General features: G+C 72.6%; 14 protein-coding genes. 10 read left to right on the top strand and 4 right to left on the bottom strand.

What is annotated here, in order from left to right:
- Positions 1-73: 73 nt before the first annotated feature.
- Complete coding sequence (locus IE242_RS19795; protein WP_189861069.1) at positions 74-643, bottom strand: SUKH-3 domain-containing protein; 570 nt, start codon at positions 641-643, stop codon at positions 74-76.
- 101 nt (positions 644-744) lie between these two features.
- Positions 745-1254, bottom strand: a complete 510-nt coding sequence (locus IE242_RS19800; RefSeq protein WP_373299542.1) for a YwqJ-related putative deaminase — start codon at positions 1252-1254, stop codon at positions 745-747.
- Positions 1255-1489: 235 nt separating this feature from the next.
- On the opposite strand from IE242_RS19800, the gene IE242_RS19805 reads away from it, so the two are divergent.
- From IE242_RS19805 to IE242_RS19820, 4 genes are all read left to right on the top strand, one after another.
- Positions 1490-2479, top strand: a complete 990-nt coding sequence (locus IE242_RS19805; RefSeq protein WP_189861074.1) for an SMI1/KNR4 family protein — start codon at positions 1490-1492, stop codon at positions 2477-2479.
- An 8-nt stretch (positions 2480-2487) separates the two neighbouring features.
- Positions 2488-5220 carry an SUKH-4 family immunity protein gene (locus IE242_RS19810; RefSeq protein WP_189861276.1) on the top strand — a complete coding sequence of 911 codons (2733 nt, stop codon included), beginning with the start codon at positions 2488-2490 and terminating at the stop codon, positions 5218-5220.
- A 335-nt stretch (positions 5221-5555) separates the two neighbouring features.
- Positions 5556-6440, top strand: a complete 885-nt coding sequence (locus IE242_RS19815) for a cellulose-binding protein (RefSeq protein ID WP_189861076.1) — start codon at positions 5556-5558, stop codon at positions 6438-6440.
- Between the two features lie 110 nt (positions 6441-6550).
- Positions 6551-6940 carry a hypothetical protein gene (locus tag IE242_RS19820; RefSeq protein ID WP_189861078.1) on the top strand — a complete coding sequence of 130 codons (390 nt, stop codon included), beginning with the start codon at positions 6551-6553 and terminating at the stop codon, positions 6938-6940.
- Between the two features lie 79 nt (positions 6941-7019).
- Here IE242_RS19820 and IE242_RS19825 read toward each other — a convergent pair whose 3' ends face one another.
- Positions 7020-8516, bottom strand: coding sequence for an MFS transporter (locus tag IE242_RS19825; protein ID WP_189861080.1), 1497 nt, complete (start codon positions 8514-8516; stop codon positions 7020-7022).
- A gap of 463 nt (positions 8517-8979) precedes the next feature.
- Between IE242_RS19825 and IE242_RS19830 the strand changes: the two genes are divergently transcribed.
- The 5 genes from IE242_RS19830 (at position 8980) to IE242_RS19850 (ending at position 17577) form a co-directional block, all read left to right on the top strand.
- Positions 8980-9768, top strand: a complete 789-nt coding sequence (locus IE242_RS19830) for an ABC transporter ATP-binding protein (protein ID WP_189861082.1) — start codon at positions 8980-8982, stop codon at positions 9766-9768.
- A complete protein-coding gene (locus IE242_RS19835) occupies positions 9765-12344 on the top strand; it encodes an ABC transporter permease (RefSeq protein WP_189861084.1) in 2580 nt (859 codons plus the stop codon). The genes IE242_RS19830 and IE242_RS19835 overlap by 4 nt, the downstream gene beginning before the upstream one ends.
- A 299-nt stretch (positions 12345-12643) precedes the next feature.
- Positions 12644-16174 carry a transcription-repair coupling factor gene (mfd, locus tag IE242_RS19840; RefSeq protein WP_189861087.1) on the top strand — a complete coding sequence of 1177 codons (3531 nt, stop codon included), beginning with the start codon at positions 12644-12646 and terminating at the stop codon, positions 16172-16174.
- Between the two features lie 137 nt (positions 16175-16311).
- Entirely contained in the window at positions 16312-16773 is a 462-nt protein-coding gene (locus tag IE242_RS19845; RefSeq protein ID WP_189861089.1) for a cupin domain-containing protein, read from the top strand.
- A gap of 60 nt (positions 16774-16833) precedes the next feature.
- Positions 16834-17577, top strand: coding sequence for an HNH endonuclease family protein (locus tag IE242_RS19850; RefSeq protein ID WP_373299543.1), 744 nt, complete (start codon positions 16834-16836; stop codon positions 17575-17577).
- A 103-nt stretch (positions 17578-17680) separates the two neighbouring features.
- Here the strand turns inward: IE242_RS19850 and IE242_RS19855 are convergent, their stop codons facing one another.
- Entirely contained in the window at positions 17681-18511 is an 831-nt protein-coding gene (locus tag IE242_RS19855) for a DUF4190 domain-containing protein (protein WP_189861091.1), read from the bottom strand.
- Positions 18512-18703: 192 nt separating this feature from the next.
- On the opposite strand from IE242_RS19855, the gene IE242_RS19860 reads away from it, so the two are divergent.
- Complete coding sequence (locus tag IE242_RS19860; protein ID WP_189861093.1) at positions 18704-20836, top strand: N-6 DNA methylase; 2133 nt, start codon at positions 18704-18706, stop codon at positions 20834-20836.
- The last annotated feature ends 41 nt before the right edge of the window (positions 20837-20877 follow it).

Below are 20877 nucleotides of genomic sequence, written 5' to 3' on the forward strand. Positions count from 1 at the left end.
GCCTGAGGGCTGATGCGTGGGGGGTGGTGCGTGGGGGGTGGTGCGTGGGGGGGTGTGTGGGGGGTGCTGCGTGTCAGCCCGCTGTCAGCCGTACCGGGGGGATGCCCGTGACGAGGGTCGTGAGGGCCTGGTCGATGGTGGGGCCCAGGTACCAGTCGCCGGTGTGGTCGACGGCGTAGGCGCGGCCCGCGGCGTCGATGGCGAGGAGGGTGTGGGTGTCGGGCTCCCGGCCGAGGGGGGCGACCTCGGTGCCGAGGGCGCGGCCGAGGTCGCCGAGGGTGCGGGCCATGTGGAGGCCGTGCAGGGGGTCCAGGTGGAGGGTGGCGGGGGCCAGTTGGCGGCCCGGTTCCTGTGAGGTGATGCGGAGGCCGCCGAACTCGGCCCAGGCCTCGACCGCGGCGGGGAAGACGGCGTGGCGGTGGCCGGCCGGTGAGACGTGGTCGCGCAGGGCGTCGGCCCAGATCTCGGCCTGCCGTATGTCCCAGCGGCCGGGCTGCCAGCCGGCGGCGCGGAGGGCGGCCTCCACGGGGACGGCGAAGCGGGACGGGCGTCCCCCCGGCTCATGGGGGTCCCCCCGCTCGAGCGAAGCCGAGAGTGGGGGAGGCGTCGAGAGCTTGGGGGAGGAGGAGCGGTCGGCTTGCATCTGCCCTTCGTTCGTCGAGGGGTGGGGCTGGGCGGGCGCCGGTGGCGGCTTCCGCCGTGGTGCGTGGTGTGCGTTGTGTTCAGGAGGTGTCGTGGTGCGGGTCAGGGTTTCTGGGCCGGGTCGACGATGCGTACGCCGAAGTGGGCGCTGAGGGCTTCGCAGGCGCGGCAGGGGGCGGCGAAGCTGCCGTGCAGGGGGTCGCCGTCCTCGCGGATGCGGCGGGCGGTGAGTTTGGCGTGTTTGAGTGCTTTGCGGGCCTCGCCGTTGGTCATGGGCCTGCGGGAGGCGCGTTTGCTGCGGGTGGCGTCGACGGCCGTGATGTGGCGGGAGATGAGGATGGCCTCGGCGCAGCGGCCGGTGAAACGGTCGCGCCGGTCGGCGGCGAGGGAGTCCAGGAAGTCCTGGACGAGGGGGTGGAGGGAGGGCGGCGTGTCGCTGCGGGCGGCGGTGCCGGTGAGGGTGGCGCCGCGTACGGAGAGGGCGGCGGCGACGGTGGGAAGTATGCCGTCGCGGCGGTGAAGGAGGGCGGGAGCGTGTGGTGCCTCGGCGGCGCTCCAGCCGACCCGGGGGTCGCCAAGTGCGTTCGTCTGTGTTGCGTTCATGGTTGTCATCCCCTCCCTGTCATCCCCACGACAGCGGACACAGACTGCCAAACGCCGTGGCTGAAGCGGAAGCTGGGTCCGTTCGACACGCCCGGGCTTGGCCACTCCGTCACCGCGAGGTGACGGCTGGTCACGGAAGCGGAGCTCCGGTGACCGGTGTCGCCGTACCGCTTAGGCTGTCGGCAACCGCGATCGATCCAGCGATCCACCACAGCCGTACAGAATGCCGCAGGGGGCAACCGCCATGACGACAGGTCGGCTCGGGCAGCGAGCCGCGCCGCCGAACGCGGCCTACGCCGGGCAGGTCGTGCAGTTCCCGGATCCGGTCCGGGCCGCGCGTCATCCGAGGGGTGTGCGTGTTGACGCGCATGGTTTCCCGGATTTCTCGCCGTACGCGCGTGCCGCCGCGGAGATCGCCGATCCCCCGGAAGGGTTCGGGGTCGACGAGTTGAGGTTGACGGATTATGTGTCGGCGAACGCCGCGCTGGCGGCGTCCGGTCATGAACTGTGGGACACGATCCCGTCGGTGGCGACTCCGCACGGCTGGACCTGGCACCACGTCGTGGGGAGCCGGCGGCTGGAGCTGGTCCCGGTCGAGGTGAAGGCGTTGCTGCGGCACCACGGTGGGGTGGCGACGGCGGCGGTCGATCAGGGCAAGCGGGGTACGCGGCCGTTGCAGGACACCCGGCCGGCGCACTTCGGGCTGCCGAAGTCGCTGGTGTCGGTGACGGAGCAGCAGGTGCTGGCCGTGGAGGAGGACCTGGGGTACCGGCTTCCGGGGGCGTACCGGTCGTTCCTGAAGGCGGCGGGCGGGTGCGCTCCGGTGGGGGTCGCCCTGGACGCCGAGCTGGGGCTGCTGGTGGACCAGCCGTTCTTCACGGTGCGGGACGAGGCGGCGGTCAACGACCTCGTGTACGTCAACAAGTGTCTGCGGGACCATCTGACGAAGGACTACCTGGGTGTGGCCTTCGTACAGGGCGGTCTGCTGACCGTGAAGGTGCGGGGCGACCGGGCGGGGTCGGTGTGGTTCTGCGCGTACGACGACGCCCGTGACGTGGATGCCTCGTGGACGCCGGCCGAGCGGGTGGAGCGGCTGCTGCTGCCGTGCGGTGACGACTTCGACGCCTTCCTGGCTCGGCTCGCGGGCAATCCGCCGGAGCTGGAGACCGTGGCGAACCTGATGGTGGACGGTGGCTTCGCGCGTGCCGTGCCCGTCTCTTCGATGGGGGAGTGAGCGTCGCGATGGTGACCTTCGCGCAGGCGCAGGAGCGTGCGGAAGAGTGGATCAACGGGGACGTGCCTGGTTACCAGCACCGTGAGGTGCGGGTGCGGGAGTTCGAGCTGGGGTTCGTGGTGTGGGCCGAGGACCGGGCGGACGGTCCGCGGTCGGAGGGCGGTGCGCAGCGGCTGGTGATCGCCCGGGACAGCGGTGAGGCCACACTGTGGCCGGGGCTGCCGGTGGGTGAGGTGATCCGGCGGTACGAGGAGGAGTACGGCCGTACGGACGCCGTCCCGGCGCCGGCGGCACCGAAGCCTCCTGCCCGGGTGGATCTGAACCAGACGTCGTTCCTGCTGACTCCGCCGGAGTGGTTGCAGGAGGCGGCCGACAAGCTGGGAATTCCGGATCGCCGGGCGGGTGCGTCCGAGGGTGGGGGCGGCGGGCCGGGCGACGCCACGCGGTGGCCCGCCGCGGGCGGGACCGGCGAGGTGCGGGACGCGGTTCCGCGGGACGGTTCGCCGCAGGACGCGGTTCTGCGGGATGCGGTTCTGCGGGATGCGGTTCCGCAGGGTGCGGTTCCGCGGGATGCGTCGCCCCAGGGAGACGCATCGTCGCGGGATGCGTCGTCGCAGGCCGGGTCTCCTCAGGCCGGGTCTCCGCCGGCCGGGACGCCGCAGGCGGGGTCGCCAGGGGACAGCCTGCCGGGGGTGCCCGCCGGGGCGACGCCGTGGGCGGGGACGGACACGAACGCCGGTGCCGAGGAGGACCGTTCGGTGCCCCTGCCGGAGACCGTGTTCGCGTCGCAGTTGAGCGAGTCGGGGCCGGAGTCGGGGTCGGAGCCGGAGCAGGGACCGGCGCCGGAGCTGGTCTCGGACGCGGTTCCGGTTGTGGATCCGGCCCCGGTCCAGGCCCCGGTCCAGGCCCCGGCCCCGGTCCAGGGCCTGGCCCCTGACGAGGGACTTACTCCGCCCGGGGCGATGCCGGATGCCGCCACCGGTGCTTCCCTGGGGGGTGCGGGCGCCGCTGCGGGTGCGCCTGCGCCGGGGACTCCCGCTGCGGGTACGCCCGCTCCGGGGACTCCCGCTCCGGGAACTCCCTTTTTCGGTACGTCCGCTCCCGGTGAGCCGCAGGGCACGTCGGCGCGGCCGGGCAGTATGCCTCCGCCGTCCGGCCCGGGTGCTCCGGGCACTCCGGCGGGCGGGTACGTGCCGACGCAGCTCGTCTCCCAGCTCGGTCCGCAGGATCCCGAGGGCACGAACGGCGGCCCCGCGGTCCTGAATGCGCCGCAGCAGCCTCCGGCGCCTCCCGGCCCGCCGGGCGTTCCGCAGCCTCCGGGACCTCCGGGGCCTCCGGCGCCTCCGACCGGTACGCCTGCGGGTGGTGTGCACCATGCGCCGACGATGCTGGCGGGTCCCCCGGTCGGCCACCCGGGCGCGCATCAGCCACCGGGTGCCCCCGGTGTGCCCGGTGCGCCGGGCACTCCCGGGTCCGTCCACCAGGCCGAGACCGTGCTGGCCGGCCCCCCGGTCGCCGGCCCGCATGCGCCCGGCGTCCCGCAGCCGCCCGGCCCGCCCGGCCCGCCCGGTCCGCCCGGTCCGCCCGCTTCTTCCGGTCCCCCTGTCCCGCCTGCCTCTCCCGGCGCGCCCGGTATGCCTGGTATGCCTCCGGGCGTGCCGCCGCAGGCCGTGCCCGGGCAGCCCCCGGCCGCTGCTCCGGTCTCCGCCCCGATCTCCGCTCCGGTCTCAGCCCCGGCGTACGGCTATCCGCAGCAGCCCGCCGGGCAGCCGACCGTCGGTCCGGGTTACCAGGCGGTGCTGCGGTTCCGCGCGCCGGACGGCTCCGAGCAGCAGGTGATCCGGCGGTCCGCGCCGGGCATGCCGCATCCGGAGTGGCAGATCTTCCATGAGCTGCGCGGTCTGAACGTCCCGCCGGAGGCGGTTCTGGAGCTGCACACGGAGCTGGAGTCGTGCGAGCTGCCGGGCGCCTACTGTGCGCGGATGATCCGTGAGCAGTGGCCGAACGCGCGCATCACGTCCATCGCGCCGTACGGCACCGATCACGCCTCGCGGCAGCAGGGCATGGCCCAGCTGCTGGCGCACCAGGGGGAGTTGCACGAGGTGGCCGACGGCCCGGCGCGGCCGGCGCCGGTGCGGGCGCCGCTGCCGCCGGTGCAGCCCGCGCCGCTGGTCCCGCCGGAGGGCGTCGCGCAGGAGCTGGGTGCGGCGTTCGGTCCGGGGATCTTCCGGTTCGACCAGCAGGCCGTGGCCAGGCAGGGTGTGCCGCCGATCGTGGCGCACACGCTGGTGGTGGCCGGACTGCCCGTCGACATGGGTCCGTTCTTCTGGGCGCAGGCGCAGCCGGGGCGGCCGGTGCCGACGCTGGCGGAGCTGGCGCAGGAGCGGGGTGTCCAGCCGGCTCCGGACGCGGGCTCGTACCTGGTCGTGGGCAGTGACTTCGGCAAGGCGCTCTGTGTGCAGTACGGGACGGCGCACATCGTGGCCGTGCCCGTGGAGGCCGGGCCGGGCGGTGCTCCGGTGCCGCCGCAGTTCGTGAACACGGGGCTGCCCGAGTTCCAGCGCTGTCTGGCGTTGCTGGGCCGGATGTGGCGGCTGCGGTACGGGCTGAACCAGGAGCAGGCGGGCCGCTGGACCGTCGACTTCCAGGCGCAGCTGGCCGCGCTGGACCCGGCGGCGCTCGGTTCGCCGGAGAGCTGGTGGTCGGTGCTGCTGGAGCAGATGTGGGACGGGCTGCTGTGATGCGTCGCTCCGACGCGTCATTCTGTCGCGCCGTTCTGACGCGGAGCGCTGCGGCGGAGCGCTGACGCGGAGCGCTGAGGGGCTCCCCGTGCCGCATCCGTTCCTCACCCGTTAGGGGGCCGGGCCGGTCATACGACCGGCCCGGCCCTTCGGCGTTGTGCCCCTAGCCGTGTACCCCCTTCGTGTGTGCCCGTCCGCCGTTACCCGCAGGCGGAGTGTCGCGTTATGGACACTTCCGTCTGATCCACCAAGATGTGCGCGACTTGTCGTTGTTCAGCGGGTCGCGGTCGTCATGGTCGTCATGTGGTGTGGGTACGGCGGAGAGGGGTCCAGGGATGAGCGGCGAGCCGTTGGCGCGGTACGGCTTCGGGGTCGTACGGCGCGGTTACCGTCCCGAGCAGGTCGACGCGTACGAGGCGGCCCTCTCCGCGGAGCGGGACGCGGCGTGGGAGCGGGCCGCGCGGCTGACCGTGCTGGCCAGGGAGATGGAGGAGGACGCGGTCCGGCTGCGGGAGACCGTGGCGCGGCTGGCCCCGCAGACGTACGAGGCGCTCGGCGGGCGGGCCCGGGAGATCTTCGAGCTGGGTGTGGAGCAGGCCGGGGCGGTGCGGGCGGACGCCCGCCGGGAGTCCGAGGGGGCCGCCGAGGAGGCGGAGGCGGAGGGGAACCGGGTGCGGGAGGCCGCGCGGGCGTACGCCGACGGGGTGCGCGCGGAGGCGGACGACTGGGCGCGTCAGGTGCTGCTCGCGGCGCGGGCCGAGGCGGACGACGTACGGATCGCGGCGCGGCGCGAGGTGAAGGAGAACCGGGGCGAGGCGCTGGCCAGGTTGCGGGAGGTGCGGGAGCGCACGGAGGAGCTGCTCGGCGAGCAGGAGGCGGAGCACGCGGAGCGGTGGGCGCGGGCGGAGCGCGAGGAGGCCGAACGGGCCGCCGCGCTGGAGGCCCGTCACACGGAGCTCGTGGAGCGTGCGGAGGCCGCCTTCGCCGAGGCCAGGCGTGCTTTCGCCGACGCGGAGGAGTCCGCCGCGCAGCTCCAGGCCGAGGCCGAGGCCCGGGCGGCGGAGCTGGTCGCCGGGGCCCGGGTCCGGGAGGACCGGATCGCCCGGGAGACGGACCGGGTACTGCGCGAGCACGGCGAGCGGGAGGACAACGTGCGTGCTCACATGGATCACATCCGGGCGAGTCTGACGTCTCTGACGGGGAACGCGCCGGTGGAGTGACGGGGTTGCCGGCTCCGTACCGGTCGGCCGGGCACCGGGTGCCTGTGGGAGGCGTGGTGCGTCATCATGTCTGTGAGGCGGATGTGACCCGGGTGTGAGGGCGGACGGCGATGAGTGAGATACGTGAGGCTGTTCCGCCTCGGCAGGTGCGCGCGGCTCAACTGCTTCTGCTTTCCCTGGCGTTCGTCGGGGTGGTGGTCCTGCTCGCCCTGCAGGACGGGCTCACGTATCACGGGATGGGTGAACTGCTGGCGCCCTGGCTCCTCGTGTGGGTGTGCGCGCTGCTCGCTGTCACGTACGACGGCAGGGCGCGGGGCGGGGTCCGTATGACGACCATCGTGCTGATGGTGTTCGTCGTCGTCGGATCGCTCGACCAGGTCTTCGGCGCGGAGGATCCCGCCGCGTTCGTGGACGCGGCGTTGCGGGTCGCACTCGGGCTGCCGGCAGTGGTGCTGCTGTTCCTCCCGGAGGCCAGGGACTGGTTCGAACGGGAGAGGTGACGAAGTCCGCCGGTCTGCCGGCGAACGGGAGGTCCGGTGGCGCCGGGGGCCTGCTGCTTCTGGCCGTACTGCGCGGTGCTCAGTCCTTCAGGACCGGGAAGCGGCGCGGCGCCAGCGTCAGCAGGACCAGGAACGCCAGCGCCGCCGCGCCCGCCGCGCCCAGGTAGACCGCGTGGACCGCGTCGGCGACCGCCCGCCGTACGGGTTCCGTGGCCGTGCCCGCGTCCAGCCCCTGCGTCACCGAGTCGAGGTCGTGGGAACCGCCGAGCCGCGCGGCCAGCACTCCGTTGGCGACGGCGCCGAAGACCGCCGCGCCGACCGTCTGGCCGGTCTGGCGGCAGAAGAGGATCGAGGCGGTGGCGGTGCCGCGTTCCGCCCAGTCGACCGTCGACTGCACGCCCACGATGAGTGGGAGCTGGAAGAGGCCGAGGGCCGCGCCGAGGAGCAGCATCAGCAGGGCCGGCTGCCAGGCCTCGCCGGGGTAGGGGAGGAAGGGGAAGGCCAGGAGCAGGAGGGCGGCGGTGCCCATGCCCAGGATCGCCGTGTCGCGGAAGCCGATCCGGCGGTAGACGTGCTGGCTGAGCGCCGCCGATATCGGCCAGCTCAGGGTCCAGACGGAGAGGACGAATCCGGCCGTGATGGGGTCCAGGTCCAGGACCGCTTGCGCGTAGGTGGGGAGGAAGACCGTCGGGGCCACCATCATCAGGCCGAGGGCGCCGAGGGCCAGGTTGACCGCGGCGATCGTACGGCGGTGCCACACCCAGCCGGGGATGATCGGTTCGGCGGCCCTGCGTTCGATCACCACGACCGCGGCGGCCAGGGCCAGGCCCGTACCGAAGAGCGCGAGTGACGGGCCCGACAGCCAGTCCCAGGCGACCCCGCCCTGTACCAGCGCCGTCAGCAGCACGCTGCCGCAGAGGAAGACCGCGAGAGCGCCCGCCCAGTCGATGCGGGGACGCGGGGCCGCTGTCCTGCGCTGGGGTTCGTGCAGGTGGCGGGCGAGGAGCCAGAGCGCCACCGCTCCTACCGGGAGGTTGATGAGGAAGATCCAGCGCCAGTCCGCGTACGCCGCCAGCAGTCCGCCGACCGCGGGGCCGGCGACCGCCGACGTGGCCCACACCGTGGAGAGCCTGGCCTGGATCCTGGGGCGTTCCTTCAGCGGGTAGAGGTCGGCCGCCAGGGTCTGGACCGTGCCCTGCAGGGCGCCGCCGCCCAGGCCCTGGACGATGCGGAAGGCGATCAGCGAGGCCATGTTCCAGGCGAGGGCGCAGAGCAGGGAGCCGAGCAGGAACAGTGCGGCGCCCGCGATCAGCACCGGTTTGCGGCCGAAGGTGTCGGAGAGCTTGCCGTAGACGGGCAGGGTGACCGTCACGGCCAGCAGATAGCCGGAGAACAGCCAGGAGAAGATCGAGAAGCCGCCGAGGTCGGCGACGATCTGCGGGACGGCGGTCGAGACGATCGTGCCGTCCAGCGCGGCCAGGGCCATGGCGAGCATGAGCGCGGCGACCACGGCCCCGCGTCTGGCGGTCCCGGTGCGCTGTGCGGTGTCGCGTGTCGCCGGTCTCGTGTCGCCCACCGGAATCCTTTCCCCCTGCACTCATCGGCCGCCGACAGCTTGCCACTTGAGCCTCCCGCAGGGGGAGGGTGGACGCTGGGTGGGCCGGTGGGCGGAGGGAACCCTGAGATCCGCTCCACCTGTCGGTGGAGACCCTTAGGGGTATCTCCGTACTACGGACCGGGGAGGGTTCGTCCCGCCGGAGGACGAGCCGGGGGCGACATCGTCCTTAGCCTGTCCTTACGTCGCTGGGGAGCGGTCGGCACGTACGGGGGTCGTACGGACCGCAGGTCGGGGGGTGGGGTTATCCCCAGCAGAAGACGGGGTCCGGCACCAGCGCGGCGGACCGTCCTCGGACGCCAGACTCGTCGATGTACCGAGCACGCCACGTCCGACGTCCTGCGTGGGACCGCTTCCTTGCTTCGCATCCATACCGAAGTGACGACTTCTCGTATCCGTCACTGACCGACTTAGGAGACATACCGTGACAACGGCTGTAAGCATTCCCAGGACCGGGGGCACTGGAGGGCCTACGGCCGTTGCCGCGCGGGCGCGGCAGGTCGTGAAGGCGTACGGGTCCGGGGAGACCCGGGTGGTCGCCCTCGACCACGTCGACGTGGACATCGACCGGGGGCGGTTCACCGCGATCATGGGTCCGTCCGGGTCCGGCAAGTCGACGCTGATGCACTGCCTGGCCGGGCTCGACACCGTCACCAGCGGTGAGATCTACCTGGACGAGACCGAGATAACCAGGCTCAAGGACAAGAAGCTCACCCGGCTGCGGCGGGACCGGATCGGGTTCATCTTCCAGGCGTTCAACCTGCTGCCGACGCTGAACGCGCTGGAGAACATCACGCTGCCCATGGACATCGCGGGCCGCAAGCCGGACAAGGCGTGGCTGGACCGGGTCGTGGAGACCGTCGGGCTCGCCGGGCGGCTCAAGCACCGGCCCACCCAGCTCTCCGGCGGCCAGCAGCAGCGTGTCGCGGTGGCGCGGGCGCTGGCGGCCCGGCCCGAGATCATCTTCGGGGACGAGCCGACCGGCAACCTCGACTCCCGGGCCGGCGCCGAGGTGCTCGGCTTCCTGCGCAGGTCGGTCGACGAGCTGGGCCAGACCATCGTCATGGTCACCCATGACCCGGTGGCCGCCTCGTACGCGGACCGGGTGCTCTACCTCGCGGACGGCCGGATCGTCGACGAGATGCACCAGCCGACCGCCGAGGGCGTGCTCGACCGCATGAAGGACTTCGACGCGCGGGGGCGTACGTCATGACCGTCCTCAAGACCTCGATGCGCAACTTCGTCGCGCACAAGGGGCGGATGGCGCTGTCCGCGGTGGCGGTGCTGCTGTCGGTGGCGTTCGTCTGCGGGACGCTCGTCTTCACGGACACGATGAGCACGACGTTCGACAAGCTGTTCGCGGCGACCGCGTCCGATGTCACGGTCAGCACGAAGGACTCCTCGGACACCGGTGAGACCACCTCCGACACCGGCAAGCCGCCCGTCATGCCCGCCTCCGTGCTGGAGGACGTGCGGGCGGCGGACGGGGTGAAGTCGGCCGAGGGCACCGTCTTCTCCACCTCGGTGACCGTCGTCGACGCCGACAAGGACAGCTTGTCGCCCACGAGCGGCGGCCCGACCATCGTCGGCAACTGGAACGCCAATGACGCCCGCACCATGAAGCTCTCCTCCGGGCAGGCGCCGCGCGGACCGGACCAGGTCATGGTCGACGCGGACACCGCCGACAAGCACGGTCTGAAGCTGGGCGACGAGATCGGCGTCATCAGCGTCGTCGGCACGCACCGGGCGAAGATCTCCGGCATCGTCGAGTTCACGGTCACCAACCCGGGTGCCGCGATGTTCTACCTCGACACGGAGACGGCCCAGAAGACCCTGGTCGGCGCGAGCGGCGTCTACACGAACATCAACGTCACGGCGGCGGCCGGGATCAGCGACGCGGAGCTGAAGAAGAACGTCTCGGCCGGGCTCGGCGGCGCGTACAAGGTGCAGACGGCCAAGGAGGTCGCCGACGCCAACGCCGCCGACGTCGAGGAGTTCATGGGCGTCATCAAGTACGCGATGCTCGGCTTCGCCGGGATCGCGTTCCTCGTCGGCGTCTTCCTGATCATCAACACGTTCTCGATGCTGGTCGCCCAGCGCACCCGTGAGATCGGCCTGATGCGGGCCATCGGGTCCTCGCGCAAGCAGGTCAACCGCTCCGTGCTCGTCGAGGCGCTGCTGCTCGGGCTCGTCGGCTCGGTGCTCGGTGTCGCCGCGGGCGTCGGCCTGGCGATCGGGCTGATGGAGCTCATGGGCTCCATGGGCATGGAGCTGTCCACCGACGATCTGACCGTCGCCTGGACCACCCCGGTGGCCGGACTGGTCCTCGGCGTCGTGGTCACCGTGCTCGCCGCGTACCTGCCCGCGCGGCGGGCCGGCAAGGTCTCCCCGATGGCCGCACTGCGCGACGCCGGTGCCCCGGCCGACGCCAAGGCCGGTGTCGTACGGGCCGTGCTGGGCCTGGTGCTGACGGGTGCCGGAGTGGGGTCGCTCTTCCTCGCGGCCGCCGCGGACAAGGCGAGCGAGGGCTCGCTGTGGCTGGGTCTCGGTGTGGTGCTGTCGCTGATCGGGTTCGTCGTGGTCGGGCCGGTGCTCGCCGGCGGTGTGGTGCGGGTGCTCGGTGCCGTGCTGCTGCGGGTGTTCGGGCCGGTCGGGCGGATGGCCGAGCGCAACGCGCTGCGCAACCCGCGTCGTACCGGTGCCACGGGCGCCGCGCTGATGATCGGGCTGGCGCTGGTGGCGTGCCTGTCGGTGGTCGGGTCGTCGATGGTGGCCTCGGCGACGGAACAGCTCGACAAGTCGGTCGGCACGGACTTCATCGTGCAGTCGGACAGCGGGCAGCTCATCACGCCGCAGGCGGTGCAGGCGGTGCGGTCCGCGGAGGGGGTGGAGCGGGTCACCGAGTACAAGTGGATGGAGGCCGACTTCACCACTCCCGACGGCAAGAAGCTCGAGAAGACGGCGATCACGGCTGCCGACCCGACCTACGCGACGGACATGCGCACCGAGACGGTCGCCGGGAAGCTGGCGGACGCCTACCGTCCGGACTCGATGTCCGTCCACGAGAAGTTCGCCGAGGACCACGGCGTCCGCATCGGGTCGAAGATCTCGGTGGCCTTCGAGGGCGGCCGTACGGCCGAGCTGACGGTCCGGGCGATCACCAGCAGCGATGTCGTCATCGACGCCGGCGCGATGTACACGTCGATCGACACGCTCGCGAAGTACGTGCCCGCGGAGAAGATGCCGCTGGACATGCTGGTCTTCGCCGCGGCGAAGGACGGCCAGGAGGAGGCCGCGTACACGGCGCTGAAGTCGGCGCTGGACGACTATCCGCAGTACACCGTGCGCAACCAGGCCGACTACAAGGACGCCCTGCAGAGCCAGATCGGCCAGCTCCTGAACATGATCTACGGGCTGCTGGCGCTGGCGATCATCGTGGCGGTGCTGGGTGTGGTGAACACGCTGGCCCTGTCGGTGGTGGAGCGCACCCGGGAGATCGGCCTGATGCGGGCGATCGGGCTGTCGCGGCGGCAGCTGCGGCGGATGATCCGGCTGGAGTCGGTGGTGATCGCCCTGTTCGGCGCGCTGCTGGGGCTCGGGCTGGGCATGGGCTGGGGTGCGACGGCGCAGCAGCTGCTGGCGCTGGAAGGGCTGACCGTCCTGGAGATCCCGTGGCCGACGATCGTCGGGGTGTTCATCGGGTCGGCGTTCGTGGGGCTGTTCGCGGCGCTGATACCGGCGTTCCGCGCGGGCCGGATGAACGTGCTGAACGCGATCGCCACGGAGTAGTTCCGGCGGCGGGCGGGGGTGCCGGGGGTGTGGGGTGCCGGGCGGCACCCCACACCCCAGCCGTCCCGCATCGAGTGGCTTCGGCTGGTGGTGCCGGGTTCGGCCGCGGTGGGTCGGCCCGTGGTGGGTCGGCCCGCCCCGCCGTACGCGGCTGCCGGCGGATGGGTGCTCTCGCGGTGCGGGGGTACCCGTCGGCTTCGGCCCGGTCGGTGCGGTGGCCCGGCGTAGTCTTGAGGGCCCCGGCCCGTGTGACGTGTCGGGTCGCTCGCGTTGCCCACTCCCCGGGATGGAAGTCCTTCATGAGCCTGCACGGTCTGCTCGACGTCGTCGTCCAGGACGCCGCCCTCGCGGAGGCGGTGAGCGCCGCCGGCGACGGCAACCGTATGCACGTCGACATCGTCGGTCCTCCGGCGGCCCGCCCCTTCGCCGTGGCCGCGCTGGCCCGGGACGCCGGCCGTCCCGTACTGGCGGTGACCGCCACCGGCCGGGAGGCCGAGGACCTCGCGGCGGCGCTGCGGTCGCTGCTGCCGGAGGACGCGGTGGCGGAGTACCCGTCGTGGGAGACCCTGCCGCACGAGCGGCTGAGCCCGCGCAGCGACACCGTGGGGCGGCGGCTCGCCGTCCTGCGGCGGCTGGCGCACCCGAGTTCCGACGATCCCGCCACCGGGCCGGTGGCCGTGGTCGTCGCGCCCGTGCGGTCAGTGCTGCAGCCGCAGGTCAAGGGGCTGGGCGAGCTGGAGCCCGTGGCGCTGCGGACCGGGCAGAGCGCTGATCTGAACGATGTGGTGGAGGCGCTGGCGGCGGCCGCGTACGCGCGGGTGGAGCTGGTCGAGAAGCGCGGTGAGTTCGCCGTGCGGGGTGGGATCCTCGATGTCTTCCCGCCCACCGAGGAGCATCCGCTGCGGGTGGAGTTCTGGGGCGACGATGTCGAGGAGATCCGTTACTTCAAGGTCGCGGACCAGAGATCCCTCGAGGTCGCCGAGCACGGTCTGTGGGCGCCTCCGTGCCGGGAGCTGCTGCTGACGGCCGAGGTGCGGCAGCGGGCCGCCGCGCTCGCCGAGGACCACCCCGAGCTGGGCGAACTGCTCGGCAAGATCGCCGAGGGGATCGCGGTCGAGGGCATGGAGTCCCTGGCGCCGGTCCTCGTCGACGACATGGAGCTGCTGCTCGACGTGCTGCCCAAGGGGTCGATGGCCGTGGTGTGCGACCCCGAGCGGGTGCGCACCCGGGCCGCCGACCTCGTGGCCACCAGCCAGGAGTTCCTGCAGGCGTCCTGGGCGGCCACCGCGGGCGGGGGAGAGGCGCCCATCGACGTCGGCGCCGCCTCGCTGTGGTCCATTGCGGACGTCCGCGACCGGGCCAGAGAACTGGACATGATGTGGTGGTCGGTGTCGCCGTTCGCGGCGGACGTCGAGACGGACGCCGACACCCTCAAGCTGGGCATGCACGCCCCGGACACCTACCGGGGCGACACCGCCAAGGCCCTCGCCGACACCAAGGGGTGGCTCGCCGAGGGCTGGCGCACGGTCTTCGTGACGGAGGGGCACGGACCGGCCTCCCGCACGGTCGAGGTACTGGGCGGCGAGGGCATCGCCGCCCGGCTGGACGCGGACCTCGCGGAGATCTCCCCCTCCGTCGTCCATGTCTCCTGCGGCTGCATCGACAACGGCTTCGTCGACCCGGCGCTGAAGCTGGCCGTGCTCACCGAGACCGACCTGACCGGGCAGAAGGCGGCCGGCCGGGACGGCACGCGGATGCCCGCCCGCCGCCGGAAGACCATCGACCCGCTGACCCTGGAGGCGGGCGACTACATCGTCCACGAGCAGCACGGCGTCGGCCGCTACATCGAGATGGCGCAGCGGACCGTGCAGGGCGCGACCCGCGAGTACCTGGTGGTCGAGTACGCGCCCGCGAAGCGCGGCCAGCCCGGCGACCGGCTCTACATCCCCACCGACCAGCTGGAGCAGATCACCAAGTACGTGGGCGGCGAGGCCCCGACCCTGCACCGGCTCGGCGGCGCCGACTGGACGAAGACCAAGGCGCGGGCGAAGAAGGCCGTCAAGGAGATCGCGGCCGACCTGATCAAGCTGTACAGCGCGCGGATGGCGGCACCCGGCCATGCGTTCGGCCCGGACACGCCCTGGCAGCGCGAACTGGAGGACGCCTTCCCCTACGCGGAGACGCCCGACCAGCTGACGACGATCGCCGAGGTCAAGGAGGACATGGAAAAGACGGTCCCGATGGACCGGCTGATCTGCGGCGACGTCGGTTACGGCAAGACCGAGATCGCGGTGCGGGCCGCGTTCAAGGCGGTGCAGGACGGCAAGCAGGTCGCGGTGCTGGTGCCGACGACGCTGCTGGTGCAGCAGCACTTCGGGACGTTCAGCGAGCGGTACGCGCAGTTCCCCGTGAACGTGCGGGCGCTGTCCCGGTTCCAGACCGACACCGAGGCGAAGGCGGTCCTGGAGGGGCTGAAGGACGGCTCGGTGGACGTCGTCATCGGCACGCACCGGCTGTTCTCGTCGGAGACCAAGTTCAAGGACCTGGGTCTGGTCATCGTCGACGAGGAGCAGCGGTTCGGTGTCGAGCACAAGGAGCAGCTGAAGAAGCTGCGGGCGAACGTCGATGTGCTGACCATGTCCGCGACGCCGATCCCGAGGACGCTGGAGATGGCGGTGACGGGCATCCGGGAGATGTCCACGATCACCACCCCGCCGGAGGAGCGGCACCCGGTCCTGACGTTCGTCGGGCCGTACGAGGAGAAGCAGATCGGCGCCGCCGTGCGGCGCGAACTGCTCCGCGAGGGCCAGGTCTTCTACATCCACAACCGCGTCGAGTCGATCGACCGGGCGGCGGCGCGGCTGCGCGAGATCGTGCCCGAGGCGCGGATCGCCACGGCGCACGGCCAGATGTCGGAGCAGGCGCTGGAGCAGGTCGTCGTCGACTTCTGGGAGAAGAAGTTCGACGTGCTCGTCTCGACGACGATCGTCGAGTCCGGCATCGACATCTCCAACGCCAACACGCTGATCGTGGAGCGCGGCGACAACTTCGGCCTGTCCCAGCTGCACCAGCTGCGCGGGCGCGTGGGCCGTGGCCGGGAGCGCGGATACGCGTACTTCCTGTATCCGCCGGAGAAGCCGCTGACCGAGACCGCGCACGAGCGTCTCGCCACGATCGCCCAGCACACGGAGATGGGCGCCGGCATGTACGTCGCCATGAAGGACCTGGAGATCCGCGGCGCGGGCAACCTGCTGGGCGGCGAGCAGTCGGGCCACATCGCGGGCGTCGGCTTCGACCTGTACGTCCGCATGGTCGGCGAGGCGGTCGCGGACTACCGGGCCTCCCTGGAGGGCGGCGTGGAGGAGGAGCCGCCGCTGGAGGTCAAGATCGAGCTCCCGGTCGACGCGCACGTCCCGCACGACTACGCCCCCGGCGAGCGGCTGCGCCTCCAGGCGTACCGGGCGATCGCCTCCGTCAACACGGAGGAGGACATCAAGTCCGTACGCGAGGAACTCGTCGACCGCTACGGCAAGTTGCCGGAACCGGTGGAGAACCTGCTGCTGGTCGCCGGACTGCGCATGCTCGCGCGCGCGTGCGGCGTCGGGGAGATCGTGCTCCAGGGCACCAACATCCGGTTCGCGCCGGTGGAGTTGCGGGAGTCGCAGGAGCTGCGCCTGAAGCGCCTGTACCCGGGAACCGTGATCAAGGCGGCGGCGCACCAGGTGCTGGTGCCGCGCCCGAAGACCGCGAAGGTGGGCGGGAAGCCGCTCGTCGGGCGGGAACTGCTCGGGTGGGTCGGGGAGTTCCTGACGTCGGTCCTCGGGTCCTGACGGGTGTCTCCTGCCGGCGGCCCCGGTCCGGGGCCGCCGGTGGCCGCTTACCGTCCTGTGAGGAGGGCCTCCGCGGCGGATACTGGGCGGCGGGGCGGCCTCTCCGGCCGCCCGGTCACTCCGTTCGGGGAGGAACCATGGCCGGTGACGGATTCCTGGTCCCGCCGGGACAGAGCAGGGGCGGGGAGCGCCGCATGCTGCGGGCCCCGATGCGCATGCTGGTGGACGGCGGGGACAGCGACGGTGCGTTCACTGTGGTGGAGCTGCTCCACGAGCGGGACTTCAGCACCCCGCTGCATGTGCACCGCAACGAGGACGAGGCGCTCTACGTCCTGGACGGCGAACTCGCGGTGGTGTGCGGCGAGGAGCGCTGGGAGACCGGGCCCGGCGGCTTCGTCCATCTGCCGCGTGCGGTGCCGCACGGCCTGAAGGTGGTCTCGGAGTCGGCGCGGGTCATGGCGTTCTGCGTGCCCTCCGGCTTCGAGCACTTCGCCCGGGACGTGGCGGACATCCGGCCCGCCGAGGGGTCTCTGGCGCAGGTGGCCGACATCGCAGGGAAGTACGGCATCGAGATCCTGGGGCCCTTCCCGGAACGGTGACGCCCGACTCGTTACGCTGCACGGGTCGGTTTCCCGAACCGGACGGGGCTGGAAGAACTCGTGATACGTGTCCGCTGCATCGCTGCCGCCACGCTGGCCGTCCTTGTCGCCGCCGGCTGCTCGCCCGGCGCGCTGGACGGGTCCGGACCGGGTTCGGCCGCGCCGGAGGGGCGAGCGGCCGGCCCCCTGGAGAACGCCGACGGTACGAAGCCCGGGCTCGCGCCCGTGACCGCGGCCGGTGACACGGCCGAGGCCCGCGAGCTCATCGAGTCCCTCGCCACGAAGGGCCGGGGACCCCGGACGGGCTACGAGCGCGACGAGTTCGGCTACGCCTGGATGGACACCGCCGACGGGGTGCCGCTCGCGCGGAACGGCTGCGACACGCGCAACGACCTGCTGCGACGCGACGGGGAGGACGTGCGGTTCCGGGAGGGCTCGGACTGCGTGGTCATCAGCATGACGCTGGACGACCCGTACACCGGCAAGGCGATCGAGTGGCGCAAGCAGGACGCCGCCGAGGTGCAGATCGACCATGTGGTGCCGCTGTCGTACGCCTGGCAGATGGGCGCGTCGCGCTGGCCGGAGGCCAAGCGCGAGCAGCTCGCCAACGACCCGCTCAACCTGCTCCCGGTCGAGGGCCGCGCCAACTCGGCGAAGAGCGACTCCGGGCCCGCCTCCTGGCTGCCGCCGAGCAAGCGGATCCGGTGCGCGTACGCGGTGCGGTTCGCACAGGTCGCCGAGAAGTACGAGATGCCGGTGACCGCGCCGGACAAACAGACGATGCTCGCGCAGTGCGGCGGCTGACACCGGCGGTCGTACGAAAAGGCCGGCCCCGGGGCGGGATCCGCACACCCCCTCCGTGTGCGGGTCCCGCCCCAGGACCGGCCCGGGTCGGAGTGGGAGCTCGTCAGAGCTCGAGCTCCCAGGTGTTGTCCTCGAAGTCGAAGCCCGGGGAGACCTCGACGTCGAGGTTCTTCGCGTCGGCCGGGGCGTCGAAGGCGTACTCGGCGGTGGCGGTCTTGCCGGGGAGGACGGAGCCGGAGAAGCCGTTGCCGAGCGTGTCGCCGTCGAAGATCTCCTCGGCGTTCGTGCCGCTCTCGCCCGCACGGGCCTCGATCGTGAAGAGGTCGGCGCTGTACTTCTCCGCGCCCTTGTTCTGGATGCGCACGGTGACCTTGTAGGCCTTGTTCCCGGCGCTGTGGCCGACGGCGTACTCGTTGGGGGTGTAGGCGGTCGGCTTCGAGACCGTCACCTCGATGTCGCCGTCGTACACGGCGGTGTCACCGGCGGCAAAGGTCTCGGACTTCTTCTCCGTGTCCGTGCCCGCGCCCTTGTCGTCGGCCGCACCCGTGTCGGCCTTCTTCTCGGCGGGAGTCTCCTGCAGGGCCTTGTCGATCTCGTCGACCGCGTCGTCGACCGCGTTGACGGTGATGACCAGGCCGACCACGGAGAGGATGAGCGAGACCAGGCCGAGGACCGCGCCGGTGGTGGCGATGCCCTTGTTGGTGGCCTGTCCCCGCTTGGCCCGGCCGCGGCCCACCAGGCCGAAGATCAGAGCGAGGACGCCCAGGATGCCGGCCAGCCAGAAGAAGAGCGGGATGAGGCCGGAGAGGGCGCCGATGACGCCCAGGACCAGCGCGGCGACGCCGAGGCCGTTGCGCGCCGCCTGCTGCGGGACGGGCGGCTGGCCGTAGGGGCCCGCGGGAGGCGGCGTCTGGCCGTAGACCTGATGAGACATGGGTGGGCCCCTTTCCGGGACTGACGACGAACTGCGTGAGTGTTGAGGTAATCACAGCATGTCTTGTGAACTCGGTCAACAGGTTTCCGCGGGTTGGTCTGATTCACGCTGTGAATGCCTGTTCACTGGACGCGTGGGTATGGTGTCTGCACAGCAGTGCGGGGACGCCCACGGAGACGGGAGACCAGCCAAGTGCCGGACCACGCAAGCGAAGTGACCGCGGCCGGGATCGCCAGGCTCGCCGGGGTGGGGCGGGCAGCCGTCAGCAACTGGCGCCGCAGGCACCCCGACTTCCCCAAGCCCGTCGGTGGTACGGAGACCAGCCCGGCGTTCTCGCTGCCCGAGGTCGAGCGATGGCTGCGAGAACAGGGGAAGCTCGGCGAGGTGCCGCTGCGTGAACGCGTCTGGCAGCAGGTGGCGGGCCATCCGGCGGGACCCGCCACGGCCCTGGTGCACACCGGCTGCGTCCTGCTGCTCCTGCATGAGCGTCACCCGGTTTGGCTGGAGGCGAGCGCGGGCTCCGACGAGCGGCTCGCCGGCCTGCTGACCGACGCCCTGGAACAGGTGCTCGCCTCGCGCCTCGGCACGGACCGCCCGCCCGCGCTCACCGTCCCGGCGGCCGGGGCGCTGCTGCCCTCCGTGCCGTTGCTGCGTGGTGCCGCCGAGCTCGCGGCCGATCTCGGCGCGCGGAGCACCTTCGAGTTCCTGCTCGGCCGGCACCTCGACACCGGCTCGCGGCAGTACACACCGACCCCGGACGCCCTCGCCCGGCTGATGGCCGACCTCGCCGGTCCCGCGCGCACGGTGCACGACCCGGCCTGCGGCACCGGCGCCCTGCTGCGCGCCGTCGAGTCCCGGCCGGATCAGGAGCTGTACGGGCAGGACGGCGCCCCCGAGGCGGCCGCCCTCACCGCGCTCCGCCTCGCCCTGCACACTCGGGCCGCGATCCGCACGGCGGCCGGGGACAGCCTGCGCGCGGACGCGTACGGCACGGTCCGCGCCGATGCCGTCCTGTGCCACCCGCCGTTCAACGAGCGCAACTGGGGGCACGACGAACTCGCCTACGACCCCCGCTGGGAGTACGGCTTCCCGGCCCGCACGGAGTCCGAGCTCGCCTGGGCGCAGCACGCGCTTGCGCGCCTCAGGGACGGCGGCACCGCCGTGCTGCTGATGCCGCCCGCCGCGGCCGGCCGCCGCTCAGGCCGCCGGATCCGCGCCGACCTCCTGCGCCGGGGCGCCCTGCGCGCGGTGATCGCCCTGCCGGCCGGCGCGGCGCCCCCGCACGGCATCCCGCTGCACCTGTGGGTGCTGCGGCGGCCCGGCCAGGTGCCCGCGCGGCCCGAACTGCTGCTTGTGGACACCGGCCGGCTCGCCGACGGCGGGACGGCACCGGCCGCTCCCGGCCGGGAGACGGCCGCAAGCGGCCGCGGCCTCGACTGGGCCGCCGTGCGCGCCGCCGTCCTGGACATCTGGCGGGCCTTCGAACGCACGGGCACGGCGGCGGAACACCCGGGCGGCACGGTGGAGCGTCCGGGGCTGAGCCGTGCCCTGCCCGTCATCGACCTGCTCGACGACGACGTGGACGTGACGCCCGCCCGCCATCTGCCGCCCCCGGCCGTCGGCGGCGGCGCCGAGGAGCTGGCGGCCGTCCGGGAACGCCTCGGTGCGACCCTGCGGCTGACCGCCGACCTCGCGCCCAGCCCCCCTGTTCCGGCGTCGGAGCGGGAGCCGGGGGAGCCCGGGAACGCCCCCGGGAGCACCGGCCGGCCCGCGCGCTGGCCGCTCACCACGGTCGGCGAACTCGCGCGCGCGGGCGCCCTGTCGCTGCGTACGGGCGGGAACGGTGCCCACGCGCGCGTGCTCACGGATCACGACGTCCTGGCCGGTACGGCACCCTCGGGGACGCTGCCCGACACGGGCGAGGTCCCCGTCCTCGTGACGGCGGGCGACGTCGTCGTCCCCGTCCTCGGCGGGGGCGGCGTCGCGCGTGTGGTCGACGAGGAGACGGCCGGCGCGGCCCTCGGCCGCAATCTGACGCTGCTGCGCCCCGATCCGGCGGCACTGGACCCGTGGTTCCTCGCCGGCTTCCTGCGCGGCACCGCGGGCAGCCGCCGCGCCAGCAGCTACGCCTCCACCGCCACCCGGCTCGACGTGCGCCGCCTCCAACTGCCCCGGCTCCCGCTGGACGAGCAGCGCCGCTACGGCGAACGCTTCCGCGCGCTCGCCGGGTTCGAGGACGCGCTCCGGCTCGCCGGCCGCCTCGGCGAACAGCTCGTGCGGGGTATGCACGACGGCCTGACCGACGGCACGGTCGCACCGGACTGAGGCGCGTACCGGACCGGGGCCCTCCGCCACCGGCGTGCGAA

Source organism: Streptomyces poonensis, from assembly GCF_014650915.1.
GTDB classification, from domain to species: Bacteria; Actinomycetota; Actinomycetes; order Streptomycetales; family Streptomycetaceae; genus Streptomyces; species Streptomyces poonensis.